The sequence below is a fragment of the Pontibacter populi genome (genome assembly GCF_040278685.1).
GTDB classification, from domain to species: Bacteria; Bacteroidota; Bacteroidia; order Cytophagales; family Hymenobacteraceae; genus Pontibacter; species Pontibacter populi.
Genome location: NZ_JBEOKT010000015.1, coordinates 33,649 through 49,679, shown reverse-complemented (window position 1 = coordinate 49,679; position 16,031 = coordinate 33,649). Strand labels below are relative to the sequence as shown.

Genomic DNA, 16,031 nt, shown 5'->3' with positions numbered 1-16,031 from the left:
GGTTAACGTCTTAGTAGTAAAGGTATAACGGTGGTGAACCTAAAAGTTATATATTATTTTGTTAGCAACAGCGAAAAAATGCACAAAAGTTCGATAAATATAATTTATATGTAAGCCTAAAACTCAAGCAGTTTTACAACTATAGTTTGAAATATATCAGCTTGCGTTGTCTTAGACGTCGGACTTCTGTTTCAGGATATCGCGTATTTCGGTGAGCAGCACTTCTTCTTTGTTGGCGGGTGGTGCAGGAGCTGCAGCCTCTTTCTCGCGGAGGCGGTTAATGGTACGTACCAGTAAAAAGATGGCAAACGCAATGATCATGAAGTTTACGACTGCCTGCAGAAACAAACCATAGTTGATAGCTACTGCCGGCGCAATCTCTTTACCGTTCTCGATCACGGCATCTTTTAAAACCACTTTAAGCGCACTAAAATCGACATGACTGATAAGCAAACCAAGCGGCGGCATGATCACATCATCTACCAGCGATTTAGTGATACCACCAAATGCAGCACCAATAACTACACCTACAGCCAGGTCTATCACGTTACCTTTAACTGCAAACTTTTTAAACTCAGTAAGAAAACCCATTTCTGTATATTGATGATCGGAAAAACCACAAATATAGTATAAAATGCTTTTTGCTCCATATTCAGACCTGCTTATAGCTGTGCCGTATACTTGGCAGTTGCAAGTCAGTTAAATTAAATCAAATCACTATATTTGTGGTTTAAATAAAGAAATTCAAAAAGAGCTGAAATTAACTATGGGCACTTACGAAAACCTGCTGCTAAGCCTTCAGGAAGGCATCCTGACAATAACTATAAACAGAGCTGACAAAATGAATGCGCTGAATATAGACACTGTTCGGGAGATAAAAGCAGCCATGCAGCAAGTATATGATGATGCAACTATTAAAGGCGTGATCATAACGGGTGCTGGTGCCAAGGCTTTTGTAGCCGGTGCCGACATAGCCGAAATTGCAGAGCTAAGCGAAGTAAATGCCCGCAACTTTGCCGAGCGTGGCCAGGAGATATTCCGGATGATAGAGCAGTGCAACAAGCCTGTTATTGCAGCCATTAATGGTTTTGCACTGGGTGGCGGTTGCGAACTGGCTATGGCCTGCCACATGCGTGTAGCAACTACCAATTCAAAGTTTGGTCAACCGGAAGTTAATCTTGGCCTGATACCGGGTTACGGTGGTACACAGCGTTTGCCGTTACTGATCGGCAGAGGAAAAGCACTTGAAATGATGCTGACCGGCGATATGATCTCGGCTGATGAAGCAAAAGTGCTTGGCCTGATAAACCATGTGGTAGCTCCGGAAGAGCTTTTTACGACCTGCGAGACTATCCTTCAGAAAATAATGGGCAAAGCGCCTCTTGCTATCGGGCTGGTAATTGAATGCGTAAATGCCGTGTTTGATAAAGAAGAGAACGGTTTCCAAACGGAAGCTAATTCATTTGCCCGTTGCTGCGCCTCCGAAGACTTTGTGGAAGGCACCAACGCCTTTCTTGAAAAACGCAAACCAGCTTTCAGAGGCCTATAGTTTTATTCCCTCCCCGACCTAAAAAAGTAACATGAGTATAGCCAAGAAATTGGTCGGGCAAACGGCTGCCTATGGTTTAAGTAGTATAGTGGGCCGCATGCTCAACTATATGCTTGTTCCTATTTACACTGATGCATTTCTGCCTCCGGAGTTTGGTGTAATGTCGTACCTGTATGCTTTTGTCGGTTTTTTTAATGTGCTGTATACCTATGGTATGGAGACGGCATTTTTCAGGTTTGCCAATAAGCCCGGCGCCGACAAGCATAAACTATACAACCAGGTCTTAAGCATTATTCTGAGCAGCAGTGTTGTGCTTACGGCCATACTAATGCTACTCTCCGGCCCTATTGCAGACTATAAAGATTACTCTGCACAGGAGCAGAACTATATTATCTGGCTGGCAGCCATTCTTGCCATTGATGCTATAGTTGCTATACCGTTTGCGTGGCTCCGGTTACAGAACAAAGCTGTAAAGTTTGCCTCTATCAAAATGGCAAACATCATTATAACTATAGTTGCCAACCTGTTTTTCCTGTGGTTCTGCCGCGAGATATATAACGGTACTTTCCTGCAGGGCCTGCGCCCATTTGTAACTACTGTTTATGATCCTGATTTTGGTATTGGGTATATTTTCATCATCAACCTTGTTGCCAATGCGTTGCTGATACCAATGCTCTGGAAAGAGTTGCGTATTTTCAGGTTTGAGCTGAATTCAGAAGTATTGCGCCCGATGCTGGTGTATGCCTATCCCCTGATGCTGATGGGAATGGCAGGTATGGTGAACGAAATGATTGACCGTATTTTGCTCGAAGATTGGTTACCCGAAAGCCTTTATCCTAACCACAGCAATAAAGCTATAGTTGGTATCTATAGTGCGTGTTATAAGCTTTCTATTTTCATGACGCTGGTGATACAGGCCTTCCGGTATGCTGCCGAGCCATTCTTCTTCTCGCAGTCCGAAGACAAAAACTCGCCGCAGACCTTTGCCCTAATCATGAAATGGTTTGTGATTGCTTGTGCCTTTATATTCCTGTTCATATCCGTTTTCCGCGACGACTTTGGCTACATTTTCCTTCGCAGACCGGAATACCGCGAAGGCCTGATGGTAGTACCAGTTCTACTACTTGCTAACCTGTTCCTGGGTGTTTACTATAACCTGTCAGTGTGGTTTAAGCTTACCGATAAAACAAAATTTGGCACTTACATCAGCTTTGGAGGCGCGGCTATAACTATAGTTGGCAACCTTTTACTGATACCTGTGTTGGGTTATATGGGTTCGGCTATTGCTACGTTGGTTTGTTACTTTAGCATGGCACTGGCCAGTTACCTGCTGGGCAACCGCCACTACCCTATTCCTTACCCAGTTAAAACAATGGCCGGTTATATTTTGCTGGCTGCGGCCTTAGTCTGGGCAACTATAGTTATTGATATTGAGAACTGGTGGGTACGACACGCTTTTCATTTAGCTGTAAGCGTTGCTTTTTTAGCTATCGTTTGGTTATTCGAGCGCCGTCGCCTGCTTAAACTATAAATCTTTACGAAAGATGAACAACAAGAACCTGGCGGTTAACGTCATTAATCAATCGAAGCACGCGTTGCCTCATTACCAGACCGAACACTCAGCTGGTATGGACCTGCGCGCCAACCTGGAAGCACCTGTTACGTTAAAGCCCCTTCAGCGTGCCCTTATACCTACTGGTTTATTTATAGCATTACCGGAAGGCCACGAAGCACAAATTCGCCCACGTAGCGGACTGGCATACAAACACGGCATTTCTATCGTTAATACACCGGGAACTATAGATGCGGATTACCGTGGCGAGATAAAAGTATTGCTCGTAAACCTGTCGGACCAGGATTTTGTGGTAGAAGACGGTGAACGTGTAGCCCAGATGGTAGTTGCAAAATACGAGCGCGTAGCCTGGCAGGAAACCGAAGCCTTATCTGATACTGAGCGCGGTGCAGGTGGCTACGGAAGTACGGGAACTAAGTAGTTGTTGGTTGTCAGTTTTGCCCGTAACTATAAACTTACATGTCCATTTTAGTTTATAGTTATAGCAAATTAAAATCATCAAATGAAAATCAAGTGTAGTTGTGACAATGTAATTGTTAACCAAATAGATAACCTTAGATATAAGGGATACATCATTTCAGATGTTGATTGGAGTGCCTTCTGGGATTCTATCGATAATAAGATAAAGAACTCAGTAAATACAAAAGCAGAATCTGAAACGGTGCAATTAGAAATGCAGAAGATGTTCAGAACAGCTTGGGAATGCAAAAAATGTGGGAAACTACATATTCAAGCTGAAAATGGACAGCTATGTCATTATACACCTGATAACGATGAATATAATCAGGTATTGAATAAAACAGAATAACTGCTTTCAAGCATTCAAAACTATAAAAGCTACCGCACAAAGCGGTAGCAATATCTATAACTTATATTTTAATCAAACTATAACATAGCTATGAGGATAATTATACCGATGGCAGGCATGGGCAAACGCATGCGCCCACATACACTAACTGTTCCTAAACCACTTATACCAATTGCAGGCAAACCGATCGTTCAACGCCTTGTTGAAGATATTGCGAAAGTTTGCCACGAGCCTATCGAGGAAGTAGCATTCATTATCGGTCATTTTGGCGAACAGGTTGAGAACGATCTGAAAGAGATCGCGACTAAAATAGGTGCCAAAGGAACTATAGTTTACCAGGAAGAAGCCCTCGGAACAGCCCACGCCATTATGTGCGCCAAAGATTCCCTGGATGGGAAAGTAGTGGTTGCCTTTGCTGATACACTGTTTAAAGCAGATTTTACACTTGATACAAATGCAGATGGCACCATCTGGGTACAGCGCGTAGAAGATCCTCGTCCGTTTGGCGTTGTAAAGCTTAACCAGGAAGGGCAGATTACGGATTTCGTAGAGAAGCCGCAGGAATTTGTTTCTGACATGGCCATTATCGGTATCTACTACTTCAGAGACGGTGCTTACCTGCGTAGCGAACTGCAGTACCTGCTGGATAACAACATCATGGACAAAGGCGAGTACCAACTGACGAACGCGCTGGAGAACATGAAGAACAAGGGTACCAAGTTTGTGCCTGCTGTAATTTCTGAGTGGCTGGATTGCGGAAATAAAAATGCAACCGTATATACTAATCAGCGCTATTTAGAGTATATAAAGGATGAGCAAGGCCTGGTGGCTTCTTCGGCTAAACTGGTTAATTCAGTAGTTATTCCGCCGGTGTATATTGGAGAGAACGTAGTGATAGAAAATTCTGTAGTGGGACCGCATGCATCTATCGGCAACAACAGCAGTTTAACTAACTCAATCGTAAGCAACTCCATTGTACAGGAGAATACTTCGATCAAAAACGGAAACATATCAAACTCAATGCTGGGCAATTTTGTTTCCTATGAAAGAAGCCAGTCGGACCTGAGCCTTGGCGACTACAACACGCTTTTAGAATAGGATTATCATGATACAGTTCAGAAACATCGTTCTGGCTACGTGCTGCTTCGCTTTTATAGCGACCGGTGCTGCCAATGCCCAGTCGGGCAAGAAAAGAGGCAAAGCACAGCAGGCAACTGCCACGGAAACTCCGGCCCAGGCCGCCCCTTCCGAGCAGGAGCAGCAGATCAGCGAAACGTTATTTCTGGATGGAGTGAAATTTTTTATGCTGGAGGACTACGACAAAGCCCTCCAGCTTTTTCAAAAAGCTTATACTTTAACGCCCAACAATGCGGCAATAAACTATAAGCTGGCTGAGACTTACATGGTGCTCAAAAACCCGAAGTCGGCCACACCTTTTGCACAGGCTGCTATCGCCAAAGAGCCTAAAAACGCCTATTACTACTTACTGCTTGCCCAATTACACACCGAGCAGAGACAATTTACCGAAGCAGCCCAGGCCTACAACGACCTGATGCACAACGTTCCGGACTCGGATCAGTATCTTTTCCAACTGGCTGATCTTTATTTATCGCAGGCAAAATACAGCGATGCCCTGAAGACCTATGACCGCATCGAAAAGCAGTTTGGGCCAATGGAGCAGCTCAGCGTTAACCGTCAGCAGATCTATCTTCGCCAGAAAAACGTACCGAAAGCTATTGAAGAAGGAGAAAAACTACTGGCAAATAGTCCAAGCGATGTGCGGTATTTCCTGGCACAGGCCGAACTATACAATGCCAGTCAGCAAACCGACAAAGCCATAGTTACCCTGCAGAAGGCCCTGCGTATGGAGCCTGGCAACCCGTATGCCCACCTTATGCTGTCAGACCTGCACCGCCAGAAAGGCGAGCGTGAGCAGTCTGAAAAAGAAATAAAAAAAGCTTTTGCCAGTCCTGAGCTAGATATAGATACCAAAGTGCGTATCCTGGTTGACCTGATCCGCCAGTTACCAAACCGTGATATTGAAGATGTATCGCTGGAGTTGGTTGACCTGACAATACAAAGCCACCCTGAAGAAGCAAAAGCCTATGCCGTAGCCGGCGACCTGCAAACTATAGTTGGCAAAAAAGCTGATGCCCGCAACAACTATATTAAAGCCGTTAAGCTCGACGATTCCCATTTTAAGATCTGGCAGCAAATTGTGTTGCTGGATGCTGAACTAAATGAATCAGCAGCACTGGTAAAACACTCCGAAGAAGCATTGGAGCTATTCCCGAACCAGGCCATTTTCTGGTTTTACAACGGCACCGGCCACCTGATAGAGAAAAGCTACGACAAAGCTGTAAAGTCACTGGAGCATGGTAAAAAGTTGTCGCTTGCCGAGCCTGAACTGGTAGCACAGTTTAACATGCAGTTGGGTGATGGCTATAACTCCCTGAAAGACTATAAAAAATCAGACGAATCGTATGAGGCGGTGTTGGAGCATGACTCTAATAACGAGCATGTACTGAACAATTATAGTTACTTTTTATCGCTGCGCAACGAGAACCTGCCAAAAGCAAAAGAAATGGCTTTGCGCCTGGTTACCAAATTCCCGAATAACCCGACTTACCTGGATACTTATGCCTGGGTGCTGTACAAAGCCGGAGACTATAAGGAAGCGCTTAAATACCTGGAACAGGCCATTGCCCTATCAGATGATGCAACTATAGTGGAGCATTACGGGGATGTACTTTTCAAGCTTGGCAAAAAAGAAGAAGCCATTGCCCAGTGGCAGCGCGCCAAACTAAAAGGCGAAGCATCAGCCTTCATCGATAAAAAGATAAAAGACAAAAAACTTTATGAATAAGACCCTTCTGTATGGCCTGCTAAGTATAACCCTGCTGGCAGGTTGCAAAAAAGAAGTAGTGCCTGCCGCCGCCGAAACTGTTACCGAAACAGTTGGCCGCGTATCTGTACAGAACATCGAATTTAATTACCTTACTGCCAAAGGCCAGCTAAAACTTGATGAGACGGGCGAGTCCGTATCATCGGGCTATTCGCTGCGCATCAAAAAAGACAGCGTGATCTGGATCTCGGTGCAGCCGGGCCTGGGCATAGAAGCGGCCCGCCTGAAAGTAACCCAGGATTCCGTTTTCATGATCAACCGTTTACATAAGGAGTTTTTAGCAACAGACTATAGTTACCTGAGCGAGAAGTTTAAAGTGGACATGAACTACGATGTGCTGCAGGCCATACTTCTAGGCAACTACCAACCACAAGGGCAGGAAAAGGTAATGGATGCTGAGCAACTGCAACACATACAGCAACTACGCACAACCCTCCTGTTCGATTATTTTATTGGCCGCGAAAGCCAGAAACTACAGCAACTGAATGTAAAAGATCAGCAGACAAGCAACTCCATTACCGTAAGGTATAACAACTTCCAGGCAGTTGGACAGGTACCTTTTGCGCACGAACTTATAGCCGAAGCACTTAAGTCGGGGCAGCCGGCAACGTTTACCCTAAACCACAGCAGAGTAACCACCACCGACGAAATACTGGACTTCCCGTTTGCTGTTCCTGCGGATTACAAAAGGCTATAGATTAATAAATTGCCGGTGCAGTTGGCACTTAGCATATAGTTTTGCCATATTTGTAAATTCAGAGCAGAGAATCCCATAGTTCATGAAGGCCCTTTACAAATTAATCCTTCTCTTGCTTATAGTTGCGACCCCGTTTGCTGCCGACGCGCAGAAAAAGAAATCGAAGGCACAACTTGAGCGGGAAAAGAAGGAGAACCTCACCCGTATTAGAGAAGCAAGCAGAATTCTGAAGCAAACCAAAGCGCAGAAGGAGGCCAGTATTGGGCAATTAAATGCTATCAAAGAAAAGATAACCGTACAGAAAGGCGTTATCAGCAATATCTCCCGCGAAATAAACTATATCGAGTCGGATGTTCAGGAAACCGAAGGTATAGTTGGTGCTTTGCAGGCTGACCTCGAAAAACTGAAAGCTGAATACGCCGACATGATCTATGCGGCGTCCAAATCATCGAGCAACTATAATAAACTCATGTTCTTGTTTGCGGCAGAGTCGTTTAACCAGTTGGTAATGCGCATGCGTTACTTAAACCAGTATTCGGAAGCACGCCAGAAACAGGTAGAACAGATTAATAAGGTACAAGCCGTGCTTTCGGGCCAACTGGATATACTGGAGCAGAAAAAGCGCGAAAAGAAGAACCTGCTAACGATTCAGCTTACCGAGACCAAGAACCTGCAAAACCTTAAATCGCAGCAGGATAGCGTGATAAGCCGACTGAGCAAACAGGAGCAAAACCTGCAACGCGAAGTAGCCCAGCGCCAGCAGGCCGTTAAAAAACTCGATAACCTTATCGCTGATATTGTGCGCGAAGAGATAGCCCGTGCAGCCAGAGCGGCACGTGCAGCCGGCAACAAGACCAGCGGCAGCAACAAAGTAACGCTTACCCCCGAAACAGCCCTTATCTCTTCGTCGTTTGCAGGTAACAAAGGTCGGCTGGCATGGCCGGTAGAGCGTGGCTTTATTTCACAGCGTTTTGGCCGCCATAACCACCCGGTACTGAAAGGCGTGGTAGTTGAGAACAAAGGTATTGATATACAGACGGCACAGGGAGCAGCTGCCCGGGCCATTTTTGAAGGCAAAGTGGTAACAGTGGCCAGCGTACCAGGCATGAACAACATTGTAATGATTCAGCACGGCGAGTATTTTACAGTGTATGCCAAGCTTAAAACCGTTAGTGTACAAACCGGCCAGACTGTAAAGCTGAAGCAAAGCATAGGTACTGTTTACACCAACTCAGATGGCACCACAGAGCTACAGTTCCAGGTCTGGAAAAACAGCTCAACCCTTAACCCGCAATCCTGGATCAGTCCGAAGTAAGAGACACAACTATAAAAGCAAAAGCCGCAACTGTAAACTATAGTTGCGGCTTTTGCTTTTTGGCTATTTTAAAAACAGAATGGCCCTAAAATAAAAAAACACCCTACAGTGCAGGGTGCCTTTCCAAGCTATGAAAACAAACTTAATTTTATATATCTAAGCCGAAATAAGATAAATCTTAAAACTGCCAGAAATACCATACGAAGATACAACTTTCACTATACTTCTGCAAGCCTCTTTGTTACCACCAGTTATAAATATACCTGAAAATGAGACTTGTAAAGTTAAACCGGAGCATTTCTATCGGTCGTGAGCAAAAGATGCCTCTCTATGTTATTTTACATTTCAATTCGGATGCCAGAAATGCAAAAACGGCTAACATACTGATTAGCAATAGGAATATACGAATAGCTAAATATAAGAGTTCCCAAATATGGAAAGATTTTTACCACAATGGGAAATAAAATTCTCTAACTCGTTGATAACAGGCTTTTAAAGTCTCTGAATATTTTTTTGAAAAATATTTTTTACCCTTACCTGTAACCTAAAAAAGCAGCTAGTCACCACAAACATGGCGCATAATAAACTAATCTGCTTTGATGTGAGTTTATTTAAAATATAAACTTTAATTTTGTGAGAATTTACTTTTAAATCTAATATGATGAGTATTACCACTGTTTTCTGCTTTTTAGGAGGCCTGGGCGGCACTGAGGTTGTTTTGATTGTACTGGCAATCCTGTTGTTCTTTGGTGCAAAGCGTATCCCTGAATTAGCGCGTGGTCTTGGCAAAGGTATCCGTGAGTTTAAGGATGCTACTAAAGAGATCAAAAACGATGTAGAAGGTTCGATGAAAGACGAGCCAACACAGAAGTAGTTACAATAAAACACTTTAAGCTATGAGCTTGGGTATAATTTTCCTTTTCCTGGGCGACCTGGGCGGAGGAGAGATGATGGTTGTCATGATGGCCATCTTACTACTTTTTGGAGCAGATAAAATTCCGGGTATGGCACGCGGCCTTGGTCGTGGTATCCGTGAGTTTAAAGATGCTACCAACGAAATCAAACACGAGCTGGAACGTTCCATAGAGGACGATAACAAACCTAAGAAAGTTTGAGACCTTACAACTCCCTACGCGACATACGCACCGACATTGCCAACGGGCAGGTTACGTGCAACCAATTAGTTACGCATTATCTCCAGAATATTAAGGAGAAAGCGTCACTTAATGCCTTTTTAGAAGTTTTTGAAGAAGAAGCCCTTGCGCAGGCAGCTATAGTTGACCAGAAACTGGCCAATGGCACTGCCGGCAAACTGGCGGGCATGGTAATTGGCGTAAAAGACGTAATTGCCTACAAAGGCCATAGTCTGCAGGCTTCGAGCCAGATTCTGAACGGGTTTAAATCATTGTATACTGCCACTGCCTTAGAGCGCCTCATAGCTGAGGATGCTATTATTATAGGCCGCCAGAACTGCGATGAGTTTGCCATGGGAGCCTCAAACGAAAACTCATCTTTCGGACCGGTACTGAATGCCGACGACCCTATCCGCGTACCGGGTGGTTCTTCCGGTGGTTCTGCTGTTTCGGTTCAGGCTGATATGTGCCTCGCGGCCATCGGTTCTGATACTGGTGGTTCTGTACGCCAGCCGGCTTCGTTCTGCGGAGTGGTTGGTTTAAAACCTACCTATTCCCGTATTTCGCGCTACGGCCTTATCGCTTACGCTTCTTCTTTCGACCAGATCGGTCTGTTTACCAAGAGCGTGGAAGATGCCGCTTTGTTGCTGGAAGTAATGGCCGGTCCGGATGAGTACGACAGCACTGCCAGCCATCAGCCGGTTCCAAACTATAGCACTCTGCTAAAGTCCGACAAAAAGTATAAGATCGGCTACATCCGCGACTGTTTCGAGAGCGAAGGCCTTGACACGGAAGTAAAAGATGCTATACTTGGCGTAAAGGATCTTCTTAAAACAGAAGGTCATGAAGTGGAAGCTGTGGAATTCCCTTACCTGGATTACATGGTGCCGACTTACTATATTTTAACTACTGCCGAGGCCAGCTCTAACCTGGGCCGCTACGATGGTGTAAAATATGGTTACCGCAGTCCCAATATCTCCGACCTTACATCGTTGTACAAAAAAACCAGATCCGAAGGATTTGGCAAAGAAGTACAGCGCCGTATCATGCTGGGCACTTTCGTGCTTAGCGCCGACTATTATGATGCTTATTACACAAAGGCTCAGAAAGTTAGAAGGCTGATAAAGGAGAAGACAGATGAGTTGCTTCAGAAATATGATTTCCTTATATTGCCTACCGCTCCGACGACAGCCTTTAAAATCGGAGAGAATACAGCTAATCCGTTAGCGATGTATCTGGCTGATATTTTTACAGTGCAAGCTTCTTTGGCTGGTGTTCCGGCAATATCAATTCCGGTTAGCCGCGACACCAACGGCCTTTCCATCGGGTTGCAATTAATGACCCGCTCATTCGATGAAGCAGCTTTGCTGGCTTTCTCGAATTATATACTGGATAAGATTCCCGTTGAAGCATAAATAAAAAATGACGTATTCTAAACTCTTTACCGTAGTTGCGGCTATAGTTGGCAGCATCTGGGCAAACTATGCCCTCGCCGCACCAACCAGCTTCAAATATGATTTCCTGATCACCAACGACACCTTGCTGGCGTTGGGTGACACTACTGAGCTTTCGCCGGAAGAACTGGCGTTACTGGTAGAGTACATCCCCAACGAGCCGAACGACGTGATCCAGGACCGGTTAAGTTGTATAGAATCCGAGATACCGCTTACTTTCAACCCGTTTGTAAGAAACTTCATCGATTATTTTACCATTCGTAACCGCAAGTACAGCCGCACCATGCTGTCGCGCCAGAATGTGTATTTCCCGCTTTTCGAGAAATACCTGAAGAAGTACGACATGCCGGAAGAGATGAAGTACCTGGCCATAGTTGAGTCGGGGCTTAACCCGAAGGCGGCTTCTTGGGCAAAGGCTGTTGGTTTATGGCAGTTTATTCCGGTAACAGGTAAAGAATACGGCCTGGACCAGAACAACTATATAGACGAGCGCATGGATCCGGAGAAAGCTACTGATGCTGCCTGCCGTTTCCTGAAGCGCCTGCACAAAACTTACGGCGACTGGGAGTTGGCCATGGCTGCTTACAATTGCGGTCCGGGTAACGTAAACAAAGCGATCCGCAGAGCTGGCGGTGGCAAAAAAACTTTCTGGGAGATCTTCCCTTACCTGCCAAAAGAAACACGCAGTTATGTTCCGTCCATGACGGCCGTGATCTATACTATGAACTATGCACCGCAGCATAATATCTTTACCGACTCGGTACTATATGCGCACGATGTCGAAACGATAACTATAAACCAGGCCATAGACCTGGAAAAATTGGCCGAGGAACTGCACGTTGACACGAAGACCTTGCTTACCCTTAACCCGGAGATCAAGAAAAATGTGTTACCGGCAAGCACCCGTAACTATAAACTGCGCGTACCAGCCGAGCGCTCACAGCTTATTGCATCAACAGCTGACCTTAGCTGCATGATAGCAGCTGCCACACCAATGGCTGCTCCAAAACCGGAACCTGTGCAGGAACGAGAGCCAGCCAAGGCGCCTGTTCTGCTGGCATCTACCACTACAGTACCTGCCGCTACCACGCAAACCGATACCACAGAAAAAACATTTTATACGGTACAGCGTGGCGATAACCTGACTGCTATAGCTGCAAAGCACAATGTAACCGTAGAGCAACTGAAAGACTGGAACAACCTGCGTAAGTCAACTATAATGGCTAACCAAAAACTAACTGTTTACCAGCCAAAAACTGCAGAAGCAATTGCTATGGTTACTCCTGCCGAAGAAGCAGAAACGAAATCTATAGTTGCTAAAAGATCGACCAAGCCGGTGCTTAAAATTTCTGAAAAGCAGCAGGAAGTTATTCATCATGTGCAGCCAGGTGATACTCTGTGGACCATCTCTCAGAAGTATAACGGCATCAGCGTGGAGCAGATAAAGAAACTGAACAAATTAAAGTCGAACCAGATAAAGCCGGGCCAGAAACTTATACTTGGCTAACTTTTAGTAACTATAATAAAAACAGCACCTTCTTAACCGGAAGGTGCTGTTTTTATTATATTACATTCGAATTCAATGTACTTTAACGCAACATAGCCGTATCTTTGGCTCGGTTTTTTTGATAAGCAACAAATTCTTTTCAAATTGACTTTTTACAAGCAACAGAAATAACAGAGGCCCAAAACCTCTACCCATAAAATCCGATTACCTATGATCAAAGTCAACAAGCAAGATGCCCTGAATTACCACATGGAGGGTAAGCCTGGCAAAATTGAAGTAATTCCTACCAAAATGGTGAGCACCCAGCACGACCTGGCCCTTGCTTACTCGCCAGGTGTTGCCGAACCCTGCAAAGAAATAGCCGCTGATAAAGAGAATGTATATAAGTACACTGCCAAAGGTAATCTGGTAGGTGTTATCTCGAACGGTACAGCAGTACTTGGCCTGGGCAATATCGGCCCGGACGCATCGAAGCCGGTGATGGAAGGGAAAGGTGTATTGTTCAAAAAATTCGCAGGTATAGATGTATTTGATATCGAGATCGACTGCACCGACCCAGCCGAGTTTGTTCGCATCGTAAAATCGCTGGAGCCTACGTTTGGCGGTATTAACCTGGAAGACATAAAAGCACCGGAAAGCTTCAAGATCGAGAATGCGCTGAAGGAGCAGATGAACATTCCGCTGATGCATGACGACCAGCATGGTACGGCCATTATCTCAGCTGCTGCCCTGCTGAACGCGCTGGAGCTTGCCGGTAAAAAGATAGAAAAAGTAAACATCGTGATGAATGGTGCCGGTGCTGCGGCCATTGCCTGTGCCAAACTATACGTGGCTTTGGGTGCTAAAATGGACAACATCGTGATGTTCGATAAAGAGGGCATCATCACGCCGGAACGTAACGACCTGGATATTTATAAAGCCCAGTTCGTAACCATGCGCAAACTGAAGAACCTGGAAGAAGCCATGACCGGTGCCGACGTTTTCGTTGGTTTATCTGCAGGCAATGTGCTTAACCCGGAGTTTGTGAAACTGATGGCTGCCAACCCGATCATTTTTGCATTGGCTAACCCGGATCCGGAAATTCCTTATGAAGTGGCGATGGCTACACGTGAAGACCTGATCATGGCAACCGGCCGTTCTGACCATCCTAACCAGGTAAACAACGTGCTTGGTTTCCCTTACATTTTCAGGGGAGCATTGGATGTGCGTGCCACCGAAATTAACGAAGCCATGAAACTGGCGGCTGTTCGTGCCCTGGCCGCACTGGCAAAAGAACCTGTTCCGGACATGGTACACAAAGCTTATGGCGATAACACGATCTCCTTCGGCAGATTTTACCTGATACCTAAGCCACTGGACCCACGCCTGATAACTACAGTTTCGCCGGCAGTAGCCAAAGCCGCCATGGAAAGTGGTGTGGCCAAATACCCGATCACGAACTGGGAAGCATACGAACAGGAGCTGCAGGAGCGCATCGGCATCGACCAGAAGCTGATGACCCGTATCACCAACCAAGCCAAAAAAGATCCGAAACGTGTGGTATTTGCCGAAGCAGATCATTACAAGATCCTGAAAGCAGCCCAGACGGTAAAAGAGCAGCTTATCGCCCAGCCTATCCTGTTGGGTAATCGCCAGCGCATTAAAGAAATGATCGAGGAGTATAAACTTGACCTTGGAGATACTGAAATCATTGATCCTTTTGAAGAAGATGCCAAGCGCGAAGAATTTGCCCAGATACTATACAAAAAGCGTCAGCGCAAAGGCCTTACCCTATTCGATTGCCGCCGTTTGGTTCGTGACAGGATTTACTTTGGTAGCCTGATGCTGGAAACCGGTGAAGTAGATGCGTTGATTTCAGGCCTCACCCGCGATTACTCCAGAACTATACTGCCGGCCATCCAGGTGATCGGTGTAGAAGAAGGCGTAAACAAGGTGGCAGGGATGTATATCATCCTGAACAAAAAAGAACCTTATTTCTTTGCCGATACTACTGTAAACGTAAACCCTACAGCCGACGAGCTGGTAGATATTATCGGCCTGACAGCACGTACGGTTCGTTTCTTCGATACGGAACCACGTATGGCGGTACTTTCGTATTCTAACTTCGGATCAGTGCAGGGCGATATCCCGAACAAAGGCTCTGAAGCTGTACGTAAAGCAAAACAACGCTACCCGGACCTGTTGATCGATGGTGAGATGCAGGCAAATACAGCGCTTAACCGCGAATTGCTGCGCGAGCATTACCCGTTCAGTGAACTGGCTGACAAAGGTGCCAATACCCTGGTGTTCCCGACGCTGACATCCGGTAATATTGCTTATAAGTTGTTACAACAGATAGGCGGTGCCGAAGCTATTGGCCCGGTACTGATGGGAATGCGTAAACCTGTTCATATTCTGCAACTTGGCAGTTCTATCAGAGAAATTATAAACATGGTAGCCATTGCTGTCGTAGATGCACAGAACTATAACAACAAACATATATAGATGATAGCCTATATAGATGGCAAATTAACTTATAAAGATCCGACCTATGTTATCATCGATGTGAATGGCATAGGGTACCAGATCAAGATATCGCTGGGCACGTACTCCGCCTTACCAGATGGGGAGCGTTGCAGGTTGCATACCTTCCTGCACATTAAGGAAGATGCCCACACCCTTTACGGATTTATGACGGCAGCAGAAAAGGAAACTTTTCTGCACCTCATTTCCATTTCCGGGGTTGGGCCAAACACGGGCTTGATGATCCTCTCGTCGTTATCGGTGGAGGAAGTGCAGCAAGCTATAGTTAGGGAAGATGTGCGCACTATACAGCACGTAAAAGGCATTGGGGCCAAAACAGCGCAGCGCATTATACTCGAATTGAAAGATAAGATGAAGAAGGAGGTGTTACTCTCAGATGCCGGCATCTCAGGAACTGGAGTATCGCACAATACGAACAGAGCCGAAGCGTTATCTGCATTAGTTACCTTAGGTTTCGCTAAGAACGTAGCAGAGAAGACCCTTGACTCTATTATTAAGCGCGAAGGCGGAAACCTAAGTGTAGAAGAGCTTATTAAATTTGCATTGAAATCGTCTTAGAATTATACC

Annotated in this window: 15 protein-coding genes; 14 read left to right on the top strand and 1 reads right to left on the bottom strand. The window is 45.5% G+C overall.

Features of this window, described 5'->3' with window-relative positions:
- Positions 1-171: 171 nt before the first annotated feature.
- Complete coding sequence (mscL, locus tag ABS362_RS14980) at positions 172-591, bottom strand: large-conductance mechanosensitive channel protein MscL (protein ID WP_350413324.1); 420 nt, start codon at positions 589-591, stop codon at positions 172-174.
- A gap of 175 nt (positions 592-766) precedes the next feature.
- Between mscL and ABS362_RS14975 the strand changes: the two genes are divergently transcribed.
- The 14 genes from ABS362_RS14975 to ruvA all read left to right on the top strand — a co-directional run bounded on the left by ABS362_RS14975 (position 767) and on the right by ruvA (position 16,022).
- Positions 767-1,549, top strand: coding sequence for an enoyl-CoA hydratase/isomerase family protein (locus ABS362_RS14975; protein ID WP_350413323.1), 783 nt, complete (start codon positions 767-769; stop codon positions 1,547-1,549).
- A 31-nt stretch (positions 1,550-1,580) separates the two neighbouring features.
- Positions 1,581-3,080, top strand: coding sequence for an oligosaccharide flippase family protein (locus ABS362_RS14970; protein WP_350413321.1), 1,500 nt, complete (start codon positions 1,581-1,583; stop codon positions 3,078-3,080).
- Between the two features lie 13 nt (positions 3,081-3,093).
- A complete protein-coding gene (gene dut, locus ABS362_RS14965) occupies positions 3,094-3,543 on the top strand; it encodes a dUTP diphosphatase (protein WP_350413319.1) in 450 nt (149 codons plus the stop codon).
- 81 nt (positions 3,544-3,624) lie between these two features.
- Positions 3,625-3,930 carry a DUF8617 domain-containing protein gene (locus tag ABS362_RS14960; protein WP_350413318.1) on the top strand — a complete coding sequence of 102 codons (306 nt, stop codon included), beginning with the start codon at positions 3,625-3,627 and terminating at the stop codon, positions 3,928-3,930.
- Positions 3,931-4,020: 90 nt separating this feature from the next.
- Positions 4,021-5,028 (top strand): sugar phosphate nucleotidyltransferase, encoded by a 1,008-nt coding sequence (locus ABS362_RS14955; RefSeq protein ID WP_350413317.1) that lies wholly within the window; start codon positions 4,021-4,023, stop codon positions 5,026-5,028.
- Between the two features lie 7 nt (positions 5,029-5,035).
- Positions 5,036-6,796, top strand: a complete 1,761-nt coding sequence (locus ABS362_RS14950) for a tetratricopeptide repeat protein (protein ID WP_350413315.1) — start codon at positions 5,036-5,038, stop codon at positions 6,794-6,796.
- Positions 6,789-7,532 (top strand): lipoprotein insertase outer membrane protein LolB1, encoded by a 744-nt coding sequence (gene lolB1, locus ABS362_RS14945; protein WP_350413313.1) that lies wholly within the window; start codon positions 6,789-6,791, stop codon positions 7,530-7,532. The genes ABS362_RS14950 and lolB1 overlap by 8 nt, the downstream gene beginning before the upstream one ends.
- Before the next feature lie 82 nt (positions 7,533-7,614).
- A complete protein-coding gene (locus ABS362_RS14940) occupies positions 7,615-8,847 on the top strand; it encodes a murein hydrolase activator EnvC family protein (RefSeq protein WP_350413312.1) in 1,233 nt (410 codons plus the stop codon).
- Positions 8,848-9,508: 661 nt separating this feature from the next.
- A complete protein-coding gene (locus tag ABS362_RS14935) occupies positions 9,509-9,721 on the top strand; it encodes a Sec-independent protein translocase subunit TatA/TatB (RefSeq protein ID WP_350413392.1) in 213 nt (70 codons plus the stop codon).
- Positions 9,722-9,743: 22 nt separating this feature from the next.
- Positions 9,744-9,962, top strand: coding sequence for a Sec-independent protein translocase subunit TatA/TatB (locus ABS362_RS14930; RefSeq protein WP_350413311.1), 219 nt, complete (start codon positions 9,744-9,746; stop codon positions 9,960-9,962).
- Positions 9,959-11,395 (top strand): Asp-tRNA(Asn)/Glu-tRNA(Gln) amidotransferase subunit GatA, encoded by a 1,437-nt coding sequence (gatA, locus tag ABS362_RS14925; protein WP_350413309.1) that lies wholly within the window; start codon positions 9,959-9,961, stop codon positions 11,393-11,395. Before ABS362_RS14930 ends, gatA begins: the two co-directional genes overlap by 4 nt.
- A gap of 7 nt (positions 11,396-11,402) precedes the next feature.
- Positions 11,403-12,941 carry a lytic transglycosylase domain-containing protein gene (locus ABS362_RS14920; protein ID WP_350413308.1) on the top strand — a complete coding sequence of 513 codons (1,539 nt, stop codon included), beginning with the start codon at positions 11,403-11,405 and terminating at the stop codon, positions 12,939-12,941.
- Positions 12,942-13,151: 210 nt separating this feature from the next.
- On the top strand, positions 13,152-15,425 hold the full coding sequence (locus ABS362_RS14915; protein ID WP_350413306.1) for an NADP-dependent malic enzyme: 2,274 nt from the start codon (positions 13,152-13,154) through the stop codon (positions 15,423-15,425).
- Positions 15,426-16,022 carry a Holliday junction branch migration protein RuvA gene (gene ruvA / locus ABS362_RS14910; protein ID WP_350413304.1) on the top strand — a complete coding sequence of 199 codons (597 nt, stop codon included), beginning with the start codon at positions 15,426-15,428 and terminating at the stop codon, positions 16,020-16,022.
- The last annotated feature ends 9 nt before the right edge of the window (positions 16,023-16,031 follow it).